The 15,685-nt window shown below is 71.8% G+C and carries 13 protein-coding genes; 10 read left to right on the forward strand and 3 right to left on the reverse strand.

Going from position 1 to position 15,685, the window contains the following annotated elements; translation table 11 throughout:
• Positions 1-50 precede the first annotated feature (50 nt).
• The 5 genes from ACJ9NR_RS35310 to ACJ9NR_RS35330 all read left to right on the forward strand — a co-directional run bounded on the left by ACJ9NR_RS35310 (position 51) and on the right by ACJ9NR_RS35330 (position 6,441).
• Positions 51-1,184, forward strand: a complete 1,134-nt coding sequence (locus tag ACJ9NR_RS35310) for an ROK family transcriptional regulator (protein ID WP_412490599.1) — start codon at positions 51-53, stop codon at positions 1,182-1,184.
• A gap of 274 nt (positions 1,185-1,458) precedes the next feature.
• Positions 1,459-2,790, forward strand: coding sequence for an extracellular solute-binding protein (locus ACJ9NR_RS35315; RefSeq protein WP_412490598.1), 1,332 nt, complete (start codon positions 1,459-1,461; stop codon positions 2,788-2,790).
• Positions 2,791-2,909: 119 nt separating this feature from the next.
• Complete coding sequence (locus ACJ9NR_RS35320; RefSeq protein WP_412490597.1) at positions 2,910-3,821, forward strand: carbohydrate ABC transporter permease; 912 nt, start codon at positions 2,910-2,912, stop codon at positions 3,819-3,821.
• Positions 3,818-4,720, forward strand: a complete 903-nt coding sequence (locus tag ACJ9NR_RS35325; RefSeq protein WP_412490596.1) for a carbohydrate ABC transporter permease — start codon at positions 3,818-3,820, stop codon at positions 4,718-4,720. Before ACJ9NR_RS35320 ends, ACJ9NR_RS35325 begins: the two co-directional genes overlap by 4 nt.
• A gap of 2 nt (positions 4,721-4,722) precedes the next feature.
• Positions 4,723-6,441 (forward strand): hypothetical protein, encoded by a 1,719-nt coding sequence (locus tag ACJ9NR_RS35330; RefSeq protein WP_412490595.1) that lies wholly within the window; start codon positions 4,723-4,725, stop codon positions 6,439-6,441.
• 237 nt (positions 6,442-6,678) lie between these two features.
• Here ACJ9NR_RS35330 and ACJ9NR_RS35335 read toward each other — a convergent pair whose 3' ends face one another.
• Positions 6,679-7,332 (reverse strand): nucleoside/nucleotide kinase family protein, encoded by a 654-nt coding sequence (locus ACJ9NR_RS35335; protein ID WP_412490594.1) that lies wholly within the window; start codon positions 7,330-7,332, stop codon positions 6,679-6,681.
• A 104-nt stretch (positions 7,333-7,436) separates the two neighbouring features.
• Between ACJ9NR_RS35335 and ACJ9NR_RS35340 the strand changes: the two genes are divergently transcribed.
• The 4 genes from ACJ9NR_RS35340 (at position 7,437) to nicT (ending at position 12,375) form a co-directional block, all read left to right on the forward strand.
• A complete protein-coding gene (locus tag ACJ9NR_RS35340; RefSeq protein WP_412490593.1) occupies positions 7,437-7,832 on the forward strand; it encodes a YybH family protein in 396 nt (131 codons plus the stop codon).
• Between the two features lie 55 nt (positions 7,833-7,887).
• Positions 7,888-8,628, forward strand: coding sequence for an HAD family hydrolase (locus ACJ9NR_RS35345; RefSeq protein ID WP_412490592.1), 741 nt, complete (start codon positions 7,888-7,890; stop codon positions 8,626-8,628).
• Positions 8,625-10,967: a glycoside hydrolase family 65 protein gene (locus ACJ9NR_RS35350; protein ID WP_412490591.1), complete on the forward strand. Its 2,343-nt coding sequence runs from the start codon at positions 8,625-8,627 to the stop codon at positions 10,965-10,967. The genes ACJ9NR_RS35345 and ACJ9NR_RS35350 overlap by 4 nt, the downstream gene beginning before the upstream one ends.
• Positions 10,968-11,214: 247 nt before the next feature.
• Positions 11,215-12,375 carry a Nickel transporter NicT gene (nicT, locus tag ACJ9NR_RS35355; protein ID WP_412490590.1) on the forward strand — a complete coding sequence of 387 codons (1,161 nt, stop codon included), beginning with the start codon at positions 11,215-11,217 and terminating at the stop codon, positions 12,373-12,375.
• Positions 12,376-12,387: 12 nt separating this feature from the next.
• Here nicT and ACJ9NR_RS35360 read toward each other — a convergent pair whose 3' ends face one another.
• Together ACJ9NR_RS35360 and ACJ9NR_RS35365 are read right to left on the reverse strand one after the other, a co-directional pair.
• On the reverse strand, positions 12,388-13,347 hold the full coding sequence (locus ACJ9NR_RS35360; protein ID WP_412490589.1) for a hypothetical protein: 960 nt from the start codon (positions 13,345-13,347) through the stop codon (positions 12,388-12,390).
• Between the two features lie 11 nt (positions 13,348-13,358).
• Positions 13,359-14,831 carry an APC family permease gene (locus tag ACJ9NR_RS35365; protein ID WP_412490588.1) on the reverse strand — a complete coding sequence of 491 codons (1,473 nt, stop codon included), beginning with the start codon at positions 14,829-14,831 and terminating at the stop codon, positions 13,359-13,361.
• Between the two features lie 331 nt (positions 14,832-15,162).
• On the opposite strand from ACJ9NR_RS35365, the gene ACJ9NR_RS35370 reads away from it, so the two are divergent.
• Entirely contained in the window at positions 15,163-15,666 is a 504-nt protein-coding gene (locus ACJ9NR_RS35370) for a DUF5709 domain-containing protein (protein WP_412490587.1), read from the forward strand.
• Positions 15,667-15,685 lie beyond the last annotated feature (19 nt).

Genomic DNA, 15,685 nt, shown 5'->3' on the forward strand with positions numbered 1-15,685 from the left:
CACTCGATCACTGAGCGGCCCTGACCTGTGGGAGAACTGTGATACACGACGTGGCGCAAGCCCCCCGCCTGACCGAGAGCGCGAGCGCGGTCTTCGCCGTGCTCGCCGAGGCGGGCAGCGCGACCCGGCCGCAGCTCGCGAGCCTGGCGGGCCTGTCCAAGCCGACCGTGTCCTCCGCCGTCGCGGAGCTGGAGAACGCCCGGCTCGCCGCCCACTCCGGCACCGCCTCCGGCGCCACGGGCCGGTCCGCCGCGGTCTACGGCCTCGGGCCGGCCGCCGGCGCGGTGCTCGCGGTCGACCTCGGTCCGGCCGTCACCCGGGTGCGCGGCTGCGCCCTGGACGGCTCCCTGCTCGCCGAGGCCACCGGGACCCGGCCGGAGGCCCCCGACGTGGTGCGCGAGGCGCTCGCCGCGCTGCCGGAAGGCGCACCGCTGCGCACCGTCGTCGTCGCCGTCGGTGACGTCACCGCGCGGGGCGGGGAGGGCTTCGGGGTGCGGCCCGCGACGGCCAAGGCCGGTCCCGTCTTCGACGCCATGGCCGTGGCGCTGCCGCCGGGCGTCCCGGTCCACCTCGAGAACAACGTCAACTGCGCGGCACTCGCCGAACTGCACGAAGGCGCCGCACGCGGCCGGCGCACCTTCGGCTACCTGCGCATCGGAGTCGGCATCGGTCTCGGCATCGTCGTCGGCGGTCAGGTGCTGCGCGGGGCCAACGGCGCCGCGGGTGAGCTGGCCCGGCTGCCCTATCCCTGGGACGAGGGCCGCGAACCGCGCCACGAGGCACTGGAGGAGTACATCGGCGCGCGCTCGCTGCTGCGGCGGGCCGCGCGGGGCTGGAGCGACGGGGACGGGCCGTGCCCCCGCACCGCCGAGGAGCTCTTCACCCTCGCCGGCGAGGGCCGGGCCGCCGCTCGTGCCGTGCTCGAGCGGCATGCCGCGGACGTGGGCCGCCTGGCCGCCGCCGTGACCGCCGTACTGGACCCCGGGCTGATCGTGCTGGGCGGCAGCACCGCCGCCGATCCGCGGATCCTGCCCGGAGTGCGGGCCGAGCTCGACCGGCTGAGCTGGCCCACCGAAGTGGTCAGCAGCACCGTCGGTGACCTCGGCACCGTCGTGGGTGCCACCCGGCTCGCGGTGGCCCGTGGAGTCCAAACCGTGACCGAGGCGGCGCGGGCGAAGGATTGACGGCCTCCGACTCGGTCTGCCAATGTCCGGACAAGCGCTTTCTAAGCCGGTCGGGACACCGGCTTGGGCTGGCGTCCCGGCCGTACCCGACGTACGGCGGCCGCGCGAGGGTGAGCTCGTGCGGCAACGGCCCTCATGGCCGGGGACCCCACCCGTCGAGGAGCGATGCGGCCGGGCGAGGCCGCGCCCCGGAAAGCGAAATTTCCTGCAAAATGCACCCGTGCCGCCTCGGTCGGCGCCGTGCTCCGTCCCCTATGACGAAAAGGGATCGAAGATGATCAGTGTGGGTGTGCGGCGCTCTCGCCGACTCGGCCGCGGCGGCATACGCCGCGTGGTTCCCCTCGCCGCCGCGACCGCGGCCGGTGCCCTTCTGCTCTCCGCCTGCGGCGGATCGGGGTCCGGCTCGGGCGGTACCTCCAAGTCGCTGACGTTCTGGATCTCCACGGTTCCGGGGCAGGACGCGGGCTGGAAGAAGCTGGTGGCGCAGTACAAGAAGGAAGCCGGCGTCAAGATCAAGCTCGTCAACATCCCCTACGACGGGTACACGACGAAGCTGCACAACGCCGCGCAGGCGAACTCCCTGCCCGACGTGGCGGCCGTGCCGGCGCTGGACCCGATCTGGTCGAACAAGCTGATCGACCTCAGCTCCATCGCCGGCGACAAGACCAACAACATCAACGCCAACTTCCTGGCCAAGGACTCGTCGGGGAAGGTGCTCTCCATCCCCTCGGACGTCACCGCGTCCGGCCTGTTCATCAACAAGTCGCTGTTCGAGAAGGCCGGCGTCTCCTTCCCGACCTCGCCGCAGAAGACCTGGACCTGGACCGAGTTCATCAAGGCGGCGGACAAGGTCCGCGAGAAGACCGGCGCCAAGTACTCCCTGACGTTCGACCAGTCGCCCTCGCGCCTTCGCGCCATGGTGTACGAACTCGGCGGCAAGTACGTGCACGCCGACTCCTCCGGCAAGTTCTCGGTGGACGCCGCGACCAAGAAGGCCGTGAACACCTTCGTCGGGTGGAACGACGACAAGACCATGCCGAAGTCGGTGTGGACCAGCGGCGCCGACCCGTCGGCCATGTTCCAGAGCGGTGACGTGGTCGCCTACTGGTCCGGCGTGTGGCAGGTCGCCGCCTTCTCGGAGGGCATCAAGAAGTTCGACTGGGCGAGTGTCCCCACTCCCGCCGAGCCGGTGCAGGCGAGTGACGTCAACAGCGGCGGCATGATGGTCGGCTTCAACAACAACGGCGCCGCGGCCTCCGCGGCGAAGAAGTTCATGTCCTGGCTGTACCAGCCGGCCCACTACACCGAACTGTGCGCCGCGTCCGGGTTCCTGCCCGTCGAGAGCGGCCTGAGCCCGAAGTACCCCTTCAAGTCCGCGGCGGCCCAGGCGGCGTTCAAGCTCTACAACGAGGAGATCCCGCTCTACGCCCCGATCTCGGGCTACTTCAACAGCGCGCAGACGAACTGGGTGCTGAAGGGCAAGAGCCTCACCGAGGACCCGACCAAGACGGAGCTCGGCAAGGCGATCAACGGCCAGCAGTCGGCCGACAAGGCCCTGGAGAACATCGTGGCCGGCTACAACCAGCAGGTCGGCGGCGGATCGTAGGCCGCCGGGCCGGGCGGCGGGGTCGCGAGACGCGGCCGCCCGGCCCCGAACGCCGACGTGGTGCCGGGCTCACGGAGTGAGCCCACCGGAACCCATTCCACCAGCACGGAGTCAGGAAGATGACAAAACGCGCCTCGGCCGTGTCCGCGAGCCCGCCCAGGAGACGCAGCAGGTACACCATCGCGCCGCTCGTCCTCATCGCGGCCAATGTCGTGCTCTTCGCGCTGTTCTTCGTCTGGCCGGCGGTGATCGGGCTCGTCTACTCCTTCACGAACTACACGGGGGTGGGGGCGTTCCAGTTCGTCGGGCTGGACAATTACCACAGCCTGGTCGGGGACTCCACCTTCTACGACGCGCTGACGCGGACGCTGCTGTACGCCGTGCTCTTCGTACCGCTCAACTTTGCGCTCTCGCTGGCCGCCGCCAACCTGGTGGTGAGCAAGCACGCCAAGGGCACGTCGGTCGCCCGCGTCATCTTCTTCATCCCGTGGCTGCTGTCGCCCATCGTCGTGGGCGTCCTGTGGCGGTGGCTGTTCGGTGAGAACTTCGGACTGGTCAACTACGTCATCGAGAAGCTCGGCGGAAGCGCCGTCCCGTGGCAGTCGAACGCGGATCTGTCCCTGCTGGTGGTGGTGATGGCGGCGTCCTGGGCCTGGACGGGTTTCTCGATGCTGCTGTTCATCGCGGCGATCAAGAACGTGCCCACCTCGTACTACGAGGCAGCCTCCCTGGACGGAGCGGGCCCCTGGCGGCAGTTCGTCAGCATCACCCTGCCGAGCATCGCGCCCACCTCGTTCATCGTCATCCTGCTCAACACGATCAACGCGATGAAGGAGTACCCGGTGTTCGTCGCCCTCAACAACGGCGGACCCGGAACGTCGAACAACCTGCTCGTCCAGTACATCTACGAGACCGGCTTCAAACGGGGTCAGATCGGCTACGCGAGCGCCGCGTCGTTCGTGCTCATGCTCATTCTGATGGCCATAGCGATCATCCAGCTGATCGTCAACCGGCGGGTGGAGAACCGATGACAACCACAGACATGCCTCGCAAGGTCGACGCCCATCCCGGACGTGCCGTCCCCAGCAGGCGGCCTCGCGGGGCGGCCGGCGGCGGGCTCCGGCGGGCGGTGTCCGCGACGACACTGCTGTGGGTCCTCGCCTGCCTCTACGGGCTGCCGGTGCTGTGGTTCATCCTCAGCTCCCTCAAACCGGCCTCGGACCTGTTCTCGTATCCGCTGACCCTGGTTCCGCACCACCCCACCCTGTCGGGTTACCTGACGGCGTGGCGCAGCGCCAACTTCTCCCAGTACTTCATCAACACGACCATCGTGTGCGTGATCACGACGATCCTCACCGTGGGGGTCAGCTGCTGCACCGGGTACGCGCTGGCCAAGTACGACAACAAGTGGCTCAAGGTGTTCTTCCTCTGCATCCTGGCCACCACCATGCTGCCGTCCGAGGTCATGCTCGCCCCGGAGTTCCTGGTCGTCCGCAACCTCGGCCTCTACAACTCCTTCGCGGGCATCATCCTCCCGGCCGTGCTCACAGCGACCGGATGCTTCATGTTCCGCCAGTTCTTCCTGACCGTTCCCGACGAACTCGTCGAGGCCGCGCGCATCGACGGCGCCCGCGAACTGTCGATCTTCCTGCGGATCATGGTGCCGCTGTCCCGGCCCATCATGCTGACCCTCGCCATCCTGTCCTTCCAGTGGCGCTGGAACGACTACATCTGGCCGCTGCTCATGCTCAACGACCCCAGCAAGTTCACCGTGCAGATCGGCATCCAGAGCATCGTCGGCGCGCAGAACATCAACTGGTCGGTCCTGCTGGGCGCATCGGTCATTTCCATGATCCCCCTGATCGCCATCTTCCTGGTCTTCCAGCGCTACGTCATGAGCGCCGACATCAACGCCGGACTGAAGGACTGACCGTGCCCGCTCCGCTCGACCACGACTTCGTCCGCGCGGTGGCCCGCGCCGCCGACCGGCAGGCGGTCCCGCTGGCGGCCCGCCCCGAGGAGGAACCCGCCGGGTCGACCCACCGCGCTCTGGCCCGCCGCGTGAAGACGCTGGTCGCGGCGTACCGTTCCCCGCACTCGGCACTGCACGGCGGCAGCCGGGCCGTCGCCGCCACGATGACCCACCTCCGCGCCCTGCGCGCCGCCCAGACCGCCACCGGCCTCTTCGCCGGCGGGGACAACCTGCAGTCACCGCCGGATTCCGCCTTCACCGTCAACGACGTGTGCGACGCGCACCTCCTCGCCGCCGGCGCGGGGCCGGAACTGAGCGACGCCACGGCCGCGCTCGCCGAGATCGCCCACGCCGCCACCGGCAGTCTCCTGACCGGCGGGGTGCACACCCCCAACCACCGCTGGGAGCTGTGCGCGGCGCTGGCCCGGCTGCACCGGTCGTTCCCCGACGGCCGGCTGCTCGACCGCGTGGCGGACTGGCTCGCCGAGGGCGTCGACATCGACGCGGAGGGTCTGTACTCCGAACGCAGCGCCAACTACGCGGCCCACGTGTCCAACCCGTCGCTGCTGCTGCTGTCCGACGTGCTCGGCCGCGCCGACCTGCTCGACGCCGTCGAACGCAACCTCACCACCACCCTGGACCTCATCAGGCCGGACGGCACGGTGGAGACCGTCCACTCGCGGCGCCAGGACCAGCATCACCCGTTCCCGCTGGCGCCCTACCTGCCGCACTACCGGCTGCTCGCGATCCGCACCGGCCGGGGCGACTTCGGCCGCGCGGCGCGGCTGGCGGCCGCCGGCGGCATCGACGACCCCGGCCTGCTCGCCGAGACCCTGCTCACCCCCGACCTGTGCCGCGCCCTGCCGGCCCCGGCCCCGCGGACCCTCCCGCGCCACCGGTACCTCACCACCGCGCGCCTCGCCGCACACGCCTCCGCCACCGCGCACACGGTGGTCTACGGCGGCTCCGACGTGCCCGGGCACCGGCGCATCCGCTCGGGCCTCGCCTGCAACCCCACCTTTCTGCGCCTGTTCGCCGGTGACGCCGTCCTCGACGCGGTCCGGCTCTCGCGGGCGTTCTTCGACATGGGCCCGTTCCGCGCCGCCGAGACGCACCGGCTCGCCGACACCCGCTACCGGCTCACCGAAACCCTCACGACCGGGTACTACCAGCCGCTGCCACCGAGCCGGCGGCGCGACGACGGCGCCTACCGCATGGCGGACGAGGGCCGGTTCTCGGCCGCGATGGCCTTCCCGGACCGGCCCCGGGACGAGGTCTCCCACACGACGGGCGTCGAGGTGGACCTGCGGGAGGACGGCGCCGACCTGCGGATCGACATCGGCGGACCACGGGTGCCCTGGGCCCTGGAACTGACCTTCCGGCCGGGCGGCGTGCCGCGGGGCGCCGTGCCGATGGGCGAAGGACGCTGGTGCCTGACGACCGGGCCGGTGACCTACCGGGCCGGTGACGACGAGATCCGGGTCGAGGCCGGCGTCGAGGCGGGCGAACCCCTCGCCGGGCCGGACCGGGGCGACGTACTGCGCTACGACCCGGGCCAGGACCACACCGTGGTGGGCGGCACCGACGCGACGACCGGGAACCGCCTCTACATCGGCGGGTACGGCCCGCACACGCTGACCGTCGCACTGCGCGCCCGCCGGGCCGCGCCCGCCCCGTGACCCCGGCGACCCACGCCACGGCCCGCTCGGGCCCGGAGGGCTGATGCCCGTGCACCCCGAGCCGTCCCCTCCCGTGCACCCCGAGCCGTCCCCTCCCGTGCACCCCGAGCCGTCCCCTCCCGTGCGCCTCCTCCACCGGCACCACCCCGTGCACGATCCGCCCCGGCCGAGGCGGTCCGCAGGCGAGAGGGCGGCCGTGCGTACGAGAGGGCGGCCGTCCGTACGTGAGGCGGGCGGTCAGTACGTGAGGGCCAGGTCGCCCATCGGCACGACCAGGTCCGCCCGCTCCCGGGCCGAGGCGACCAGTTCGGCGTTGCGCTGGTCGCTGCGCATCACCCACGCGACGGCCTCCTCGTGCCCCTTGCCGAACCGCTCGTGCCGGGCGATCAGCCGGCGCAGCCGCTCCTGCTCGTCCAGCTCGCAGAACCACACCTCGTCGAGCCGCCCGCGCACCCGCGGCCACAAGCCCGCGTCGAGCAGGAGGTAGTTGCCCTCGGTCACCACCAGGCGGGCCGCCGGCGGCACGGCGACCGCCCCGGCGAGCGGCTGCTCCAGCACCCGCTCGAAGCCCGGCGCGTACACCACGTCGCCGTACTCCTCCTCACGCAGCCGCCGCAGCAGCGCCGCGTACCCGGCCGCGTCGAAGGTGTCGGGCGCGCCCTTGCGGTCCCGGCGGCCGAGCCGCTCCAGCTCCGCGTCGGCGAGGTGGAAGCCGTCCATGGGGACGTGCGCGACCCACGGCCGGCCGCTTCCGTTCAGCTCGCGCACCAGGTTCTCGGCGAGCGTGCTCTTGCCCACGCCCGGACTGCCGGCGATGCCGAGGAGCGCGCGCCGCCCATCCGGGGACAGGGCGCGGGCACGGCCGAGGAGATCGTCGAATGTCAGCGGCACACGGCAGAGTGTGCCACCCGGGCGGTCGGGCCATGAACGCCGCTGCGGCGGGGAGCCGTCCCGGTACGGGGGAGACGTCCCCCGGTGAGGGAAGGAGCGGCGCCGTGCCCGACGACGCAGCACAGATCCGCACACTGATCGAGAGGTGGGCCGAGGCCGTCCACCGCGGCGACCTGGACGCGGTCCTCGCCGACCACGCCGAGGACCTCGTGATGTACGACGTCCCGCCGCCGCACCAGGGCCTGTACGGCCTGGCCGCCTACCGCGCGGCCTGGCCGCCGTTCTTCCGGTGGCAGGCCCAGGGCGCCCGCTTCGACATCGAGACCCTCGACGTCACCGCCGGCACCGACGTCGCCTACGCGCACGCCCTGCTGCGCTGCGGGACGCCGGAGGAACTGGCCGAACACCCCGCCGTCCGCCTGCGGCTGACTCTCGGGCTGCGCAAGGAGCGAAACCGCTGGCTGGTCGCCCACGAGCACCACTCCTTCCCGCACGACTGACCCGTGTGGGGGCGCCACGATGTTGAACGGCCCCTCGGCGGGGAACCGGACTGCTATGACGCAGCTCGGTCTCCCAGAATCCATCCAGGCCTGCCTCTTCGACCTCGACGGGGTCGTGACCAGGACGGCCGTCGTGCACGCGGCCGCCTGGAAGGAGACGTTCGACGCCTTCCTGCGCGAGCGCGACGGCGCGGACTTCCGGCCCTTCGACGCCGCGGCCGACTACGACGAGTACGTCGACGGCCGCCCGCGCGCCGACGGCGTCCGCACCTTCCTCGCCAGCCGCGGCATCGAACTGCCCGAGGGCGAGCCCGGCGACCCGCCGGACGCGCCGACCGTCAACGGGGTCGGCAACCGCAAGAACGCCCTGCTCCTGAAGAAGATCCACACCGAGGGCGTCGAGGCCTACCAGGGCACGATGCGCTACATCGAGGCCGTGCGGGCCCGGGGGCTGCGCACCGCGATCGTCTCCTCCAGCGCCAACACCCGCGACGTGCTCCGCTCGATCGGGGCCGAGCGGCTCTTCGACGTACGGATCGACGGCGTGGTGGCCGCCGAGCGGGGACTGCCCGGCAAGCCGCACCCCGACACCTTCCTCGCGGCCGCCCGGGACCTCGGCGTCGAACCGTCCCGCGCCGCCGTCTTCGAGGACGCCCTGGCGGGCATGGACGCGGGCCGCTCGGGCCGCTTCGGCTACGTCGTCGGCGTCGACCGGGTCGGCCAGAGCGACGCGCTGTACGCGCACGGCGCGGACGTCGTCGTCAAGGACCTCGACGAGCTGGGGGGCCGGGCGTGATCACTCACGGGTCGTACACCGTCGAACCCTGGGCCGTGCGCGAGACGCGCCTCGACCTCGACGTCCTCGCGCAGAGCGAGTCGGTCTTCGCGCTCTCCAACGGCCACGTCGGCTGGCGCGGCAACCTCGACGAGGGCGAGCCGCACGGCCTGCCCGGCTCCTACCTGGCCGGCGTCCACGAGCTGCACCCGCTGCCCTACGCGGAGGCCGGCTACGGCTACCCCGAGTCCGGCCAGACCGTCATCGACGTCACCAACGGCAAGATCCTCCGGCTGCTCGTCGACGACGAGCCCTTCGACCTGCGCTACGGCCGCCTCGTCTCCCACGAGAGAGTGCTCGACCTGCGGCGGGGCGTGCTGGAACGGACCTGTGAGTGGACCTCGCCCGCCGGCACCACCGTCCGCGTGCGCTCCACCCGCGTGGTCTCGCTCACCCAGCGGGCCGTCGCCGCCATCGCCTACGAGGTGGAGGCCGTCGGCAGCCGCTCCCGGGTGGTGATCCAGTCGGAACTGGTCGCCAACGAGAGCCTGCCCGGATCCGACGGCGACCCGCGCGCGGCCCAGGCCCTGACCTGTCCGCTGGAGGCCGAGGAGGACGTCGCCGTCGGCCACCGGCTGCGGCTGGTGCACCACACCAGGCGCAGCGGCCTGCGCGTGGCGGTGGCCGCCGACCACAACGTCACCGGGCCGGAGACCACCACGACCAGCAGCGAGAGCAACGTGGACGTGGCCCGGCTGACGGTCACCTCGGTGCTGGAACCCGGCGAGACCCTGCGCGTGGAGAAGCTGGTCGCCCACGGCTGGTCCGCCGCCCGCTCCCGGCCCGCGATGAGCGACCAGGTGGAGGCGGCCCTGGCGGCGGCCGGGCACAGCGGCTGGGACGGGCTCCTCGAGGACCAGCGCGCCTACCTCGACGACTTCTGGGCGCGCGCGGACGTCGAGGTCGACGGCGACGAGGAGGTCCAGCAGGCCGTCCGCTTCGCCCTCTTCCACGTCCTGCAGGCAGGCGCCCGCGCCGAGCAGCGCGCGATCCCCGCGAAGGGCCTGACCGGGTCCGGCTACGACGGGCACGCCTTCTGGGACACCGAGACGTTCGTGCTGCCGCTGCTCACGTACACCGCGCCGGAGGCGGTCTGCGAGGCGCTGCGCTGGCGGCACAGCACCCTGCCGGCGGCCCGGGACCGCGCCGCCCAGCTCGGCCTGAGCGGCGCCGCGTTCCCCTGGCGCACCATCGACGGCTCCGAGGGCTCGGCGTACTGGCCGGCCGGCACCGCGGCCTTCCACATCAACGCCGCCGTCGCCCACGCCGTCGTGCGCTACACGGAGGCCACCGGCGACACCGACTTCGAGCGCGAGGCCGGGGTGGAGCTGCTGGTGGAGACGGCCCGCCTGTGGCGCTCGCTCGGCCACCACGACCACTCCGGCGTCTTCCACATCGACGGTGTCACCGGCCCGGACGAGTACAGCGCGGTCGCCGACGACAACACGTACACCAACCTCATGGCCCGCGCGAACCTGGTGGCCGCCGCCGACGCCTGCGAGCGCCTTCCGGACCAGGCGGAGCGGCTCGGTGTGGACGACGAGGAGAGCGCGGCCTGGCGGGACGCCGCCGAGGCGATGCACATCCCGTACAACGACGAGCTCGGCGTGCACGAGCAGCACGCCGGATTCACCCGCTACCAGCGCTGGGACTTCGCAGGCACCGGCCCGGACAGCTACCCGCTGATGCTGCACTACCCGTACTTCGACCTGTACCGCAAGCAGGTGATCAAGCAGGCCGACCTGGTGCTGGCGATGTACACCTGCGGCACCTACTTCGACGAGGAGCACGTCGCCCGCAACTTCGCCTACTACGAACCCCTGACCGTCCGCGACTCCTCGCTCTCGGCGTGCGTCCAGGCCGTCATCGCCGCCCAGGCGGGCCACATGCGGCTCGCCTACGACTACACGGCCGAGGCCGCGCTGATGGATCTGGCGGACCTGGAGCACAACACCCGCGACGGACTGCACATCGCGTCGCTGGCCGGCACCTGGACGGCCCTGGTCGCGGGCTTCGGCGGGCTGCGCCGCGACGGGGGCGCCCTGTGCTTTGCGCCGCGCCTGCCGGAGAAGTTCAGCCGGCTGGCGTTCTCCGTGCAGTTCCTCGGGCGCAGGCTGCGCCTGGAGATCGGCCCGGACAAGGCCACGTACACCCTGCTGTCCGGGCCGCCGCTGACGATCCGCCACCACGGGGAGCCGCTGACGCTGCACGGCGACGACCCGGCCGTCCGCGCGGTCCCGCGGCCGCCGTCGAGGCCGGCTCCCGTGCAGCCCCCGCACCGCGCTCCCAACGTCCGCTGACGCGAACGCCCCCGCGCGCGGCGGGGGCGTTCGCCCGCGGCGCCGCTCCAGGGCCCGGCGGCCGGCCGGCATGATCCGGCGGAACCTCGGCCGGGCGATGCGAGGCGTCGCAGTCGTAGCGCTGCTCGCCGGCCGGACCGCCCGCTGCCCCCCTGACCGGGGCTTTCGCGGCGCTTTTCCGGTCCGTCGCGAGAAACTGGAGGGGCCGTTGCTGCACACAGGTTGCAGGTACGCAATGATGGTACTTATGACGGCTACTCGAGACACCGCTCCGCACCTCGCCGGACCGGCACCCGCCAAGGGCTCCGCATGGCGCCGCGTCCGCACGTCGATGACGAGGGAGGAGTGGACCAGGATCGGGGGGATGGCCGCCTTCGTGATCGCCCTGCACGTCATCGGCTGGTTCACGCTCGTCGGGATCGTCGTACCCGAGCACTACAGCGTCGGCCAGAAGTCCTTCGGCGTCGGCATCGGGATCACCGCGTACACGCTCGGCATGCGGCACGCCTTCGACGCGGACCACATCGCGGCGATCGACAACACCACCCGCAAACTCATGGGCGAGGGGCAGCGGCCCCTGTCGGTCGGCTTCTGGTTCTCGCTCGGGCACTCCAGCGTCGTCTTCGCGCTGGCGCTGCTGCTCTCCTTCGGCGTGCGGGCCGTGGCCGGGCCCGTCCGCGACGGCGGCTCCGAACTCCACGACGTCACCGGCCTGATCGGCACCACCGTCTCGGGCGGCTTCCTCTACCTCATCGCGACCATCAACATCGTGATCATGGCGGGGATCTGGAAGGTGTTCCGGCAGATGCGCTCCGGCCGCTTCGACGAGGCCGCCCTGGAGGAGCAGCTGGACAAGCGCGGCTTCATGAACCGGCTCCTGGGCCGCGTGCTGAAGTCGGTCGACCGGCCCTGGCAGATGTACCCGCTCGGCCTGCTCTTCGGCCTCGGCTTCGACACCGCCACGGAGATCGCGCTGCTCGTCGTCGCCGGCTCCGGCGCCGCCTCCGGCCTTCCCTGGTACGCGATCCTGTGCCTGCCGGTGCTGTTCGCCGCCGGGATGTCCCTGCTGGACACCATCGACGGCTCGTTCATGAACTTCGCCTACGGCTGGGCCTTCTCCAAGCCGGTCCGCAAGGTCTACTACAACCTCACGATCACCGGCCTCTCCGTCGCCGTCGCCCTGCTCATCGGCAGCGCCGAACTGCTCGGCCTGCTCGCCGAGAAGCTCGATCTGCACGGCTTCTTCTGGGACTGGGTGGCCGGCCTCGACCTCAACACCGTCGGCTTCGTCATCGTCGGCCTGTTCTTCGCCACCTGGGCCGTGGCCCTGCTGGTGTGGAAGTTCGGCCGGATCGAGGAGAAGTGGACGGCGGACCTGGCCCCGGCCGCCGAGCAGTCGGCCGAGTAGGCCCGCCGTCCCTCAGCCGCGCACCTTCAGCCGCTTGCGCCACCTCACGATCTGCTGCGCCGGGTCCCCGGTGTAGGACCAGGGAGTTCGCGTCGCCCGCCGGCCCAGCATGCGCAGCAGCGGCTCCGCGACGTCCCCGACACCGCCCTGGCAGGCGGCGTGCGCCAGGTAGTTGAGGTCGCGCAGCTCGCCGGGCGCGATGCCGTTGTGCGTGCCGCCCATGATCCAGCGCTGCCAGGTCCGGCGGATGTCGCTGACGGCGCCGTCGTGGTTCCAGTGCTGCCCGAGAGCCACGGCGGAGCGGCTGCCGTGCGCCGAGTCGAGGGCGTAGCGGTACTCCTCCACCCGCGCGTACTGCACCAGCACCGGCAGGGCGCAGCCCGGGGGCGCCACGCCGGCCGCGTCGCGGGCGAAGTCGTACATCAGGCCGTGTGTGCCGTGCCAGCGCGCCGAGTAGTAGTGCAGCACCTGCAGGTGACCTTCCACGCTGTAGGGGTCGCGGTGGTGCAACTCGTCCCACCACCGCGCCAGTTCCTGCCGGCGTACCCCCGCGGAGTACAGCCGGGCCACCGAGATCAGCGAGATCCACGGCGTGGGGTCGTCCAGGTAGGCCTCCGTGGCCACCAGGCACGCCGTCACCGCCGCGTCGATCCGCTGCTGGTCGATCGGCACGCCCCGGCCCGCGGCGATGGCCAGGTTGAAGGCCCGTGCCGTCTCGGTCGCCGCGCGCAGCACCAGCGCGTCGCCGCTGCGCGGCTCGGCCGCGAGCCACGACTCCACGGTCGAACTGCCCGCGCATGCCTGGGCGAGCAGCCGTACGCGATGGCCGCGGGCGAGCCAGTTGGGACCGGTCACCCGCAGCAGGTCCCGCAGCCCCTGCCAGCGTCCGATGACGATGTCGTGGCAGGCCTCGGTGAGGGCCCTGTCGCCGCAGTCCGGGTCGAAGTCGGGGACGAATCTGTCGCGCGCCATCGAGATCCCCCTCAGAAGTCGGTGGAGAGACCCTCATGGACCCGCGGGCTCGTCGCTGTCCGGTCGTCGGGCACGTACCGGACCGCGACGGTCCTGGTGGCGTCCAGCCGGGCGGGCCGGTAGTAGTCGCTGCCCCGCCTCCAGTACCAGAGCATGGGGACCAGGCCGACGGCCAGCCCGCCGATGCCGATGGTGACCGCCGCCGGGTCCAGCTCGCCGAGCGACTCGACGAGGACCCAGAACATGAACACGGCCCCCGACAGCGGCCACAGCCCGCCGAGCAGGAAGTGGGCCGGCGAACGCAGCAGCGTCTTGCGGTAGGCGACGACCACCGCGAGTCCGGTGAGCCCGTAGTAGACGGCGATCTGCAGGCCGATCGCCGAGATCGCGTCGGAGAGGATGTCGCCGACCGAGCCGAGCACGTTGGAGGCGATGAGCAGCGCCAGCGCCACCGCGCCGACCACCGTGATCGCCACCCACGGGGTGTTCCAGGTGCGGTGCACCCGGCCCAGCGCGGAGGGCATCGTGCGGTCCCGGCCCATCGCGAACAGCGAGCGGGTGACCTGGATGAGGGTGGTCTCCAGCGTGGCGACGGTCGACAGCATCACGGCCACGACCAGCAGCCTGCCGCCCCAGCCGGGCCAGACCTCGTCGCCGAGCGCGCCCAGGACGTTCGCGTCGTTCTCCTCGATCTGCCGCGAGCTCAGGACGAGGTTCACCGCGATGGTGAACACCTCGAACAGCAGGAAGACGACGCCCACTCCGATCAGGCCGGCGAGTCCGGTGGTACGGCGGCTGTTGCGGGTCTCCTCGCTGAGGTTGCTGGTGACGTCCCAGCCCCAGTAGTAGAACGCGGCGACGAGGGCGCCCGAGGCGAAGCCCGCCGTCCCGTGGAAGTGGCTGAAGCCGAACCAGGACCAGTCGAAGGTGCCGGCGCCGCCGGTATGGAACAGGGCGAGCGCGGCGAACAGCGCCAGGATGGTCAGTTCGGTACCGGACATGAGCAGCTGGGCGCGTACGGTGAGGCGGGCGCCGCCCAGCACGACGAGCAGCATCAGGACGAACCAGGCCGCGCCGACGGCCGTCGACAGCGCGGTGTCGTCGGCGAGCGTCTCGTCGAACAGGGCGAGGGTCATGGCGCCGGCCGGCAGCGAGCCCGCCACCATGAAGATGGTCGCCGAGATCACCAGCGCCCAGCCGCTGATGAAGCCGAGAAAGGGATGGAGCGTGCGTCCCACCCACGAATAGCTGGCGCCCGCGTTCACATCGATACGGCCGAGGTAGCTGAACGCGAGCGCGATGCCGAGCATGGGTATCGCGCAGTACAGGAGTGCGGCGGGGCTGGCCAGGCCCACCGCGCCGACGAGGACGGCCGTGGTGGCGGCGATGGAGTAGGCCGGGGCACTGCCGGCGACGGCCATGACCACGGTGTCGAACGTACCGAGGACATTGGCCTGCAGCCCTCTGCCCCTGAGGTTGCTCATCTGCGCTGCTTTCCGTCGTGCACGTCGCGGGGACGCCAGCGGCCCCGACGGCGTAAGGGAGTGGGGGGTTGAACCCGCCCCGGACGGCGGAGGGTTGGCCTCGGGTCAGGGGCGGAGCAAGGCATGGTGGAACCCGCACGACCGGTGCGTTGCCGTGCAGTAACAGCGTGTGTGCGAGCGATGATAGCCCCCCACTCAGCGCATTCAAGATTGACCAGGGGGTAATCTCCCGGGCCTGACGGGACGGCCGGGGTTGGACCGCGCGCTACGGGAAACGCGGTTCGGGACACCGTACGGAGGTGTCCTGAACGAGTGCGCGAAGGAGACAGTCATGGGCAGCGAAGGCACGAGCACCGACCCGATGGCCGACGACGCCTACCAGCCCACCGGAACCAACGAGGAGCAGGAGGACGCGGCGCCGCTGGACATGCAGGACGCGCTCGGCGAACGCTCCTACGACGACGCCCTCGACGAGGGCTACTCGCCGCCGGAGAAGCCGCTCGGTGTCACCAAGCACGGCACCACGGCCGCCGAACAGCACGACGGCGAGACCCTCGACGAACGCCTCGCCGAGGAGGTCCCGGACGTGACGCCGCCCGCGGGCGACGAGATCGGCGACCTGCCGCAGGGCGAGGGCGAACCCGTCGACCCGGAGGCCGGTACCGACCGTGCGGGCCGGCTGGTCGCCCCGGACGAGGGCACCCGCTCCGACACCACGAAGGAGACGGTCGCCTCCGACGTCGGCATCGACGGCGGGGCCGCCGGCGCCGAGGAGGCGGCCGTCCATGTCGTGGAGGACGACACGGAGTTGCCCGACGCCGGTCAGGACCGCTGACGCGGGCACCGGGCCCGGC

Origin of the sequence: Streptomyces sediminimaris, assembly GCF_047049295.1 — a bacterium.
GTDB lineage: Bacteria > Actinomycetota > Actinomycetes > Streptomycetales > Streptomycetaceae > Streptomyces > Streptomyces sediminimaris.

What these genes read in the sequence shown, in the direction of transcription:
- ACJ9NR_RS35325 (WP_412490596.1), top strand. Translation starts at nt 3,818, where the DNA reads ATGACAACCACAGACATGCCTCGCAAGGTCGACGCCCATCCCGGACGT.
- ACJ9NR_RS35365 (WP_412490588.1), bottom strand. Translation starts at nt 14,831, where the DNA reads ATGAGCAACCTCAGGGGCAGAGGGCTGCAGGCCAATGTCCTCGGTACG.
- ACJ9NR_RS35345 (WP_412490592.1), top strand. Translation starts at nt 7,888, where the DNA reads ATGACGCAGCTCGGTCTCCCAGAATCCATCCAGGCCTGCCTCTTCGAC.
- ACJ9NR_RS35315 (WP_412490598.1), top strand. Translation starts at nt 1,459, where the DNA reads ATGATCAGTGTGGGTGTGCGGCGCTCTCGCCGACTCGGCCGCGGCGGC.
- ACJ9NR_RS35370 (WP_412490587.1), top strand. Translation starts at nt 15,163, where the DNA reads ATGGGCAGCGAAGGCACGAGCACCGACCCGATGGCCGACGACGCCTAC.
- ACJ9NR_RS35360 (WP_412490589.1), bottom strand. Translation starts at nt 13,347, where the DNA reads ATGGCGCGCGACAGATTCGTCCCCGACTTCGACCCGGACTGCGGCGAC.
- ACJ9NR_RS35320 (WP_412490597.1), top strand. Translation starts at nt 2,910, where the DNA reads ATGACAAAACGCGCCTCGGCCGTGTCCGCGAGCCCGCCCAGGAGACGC.
- nicT (WP_412490590.1), top strand. Translation starts at nt 11,215, where the DNA reads ATGACGGCTACTCGAGACACCGCTCCGCACCTCGCCGGACCGGCACCC.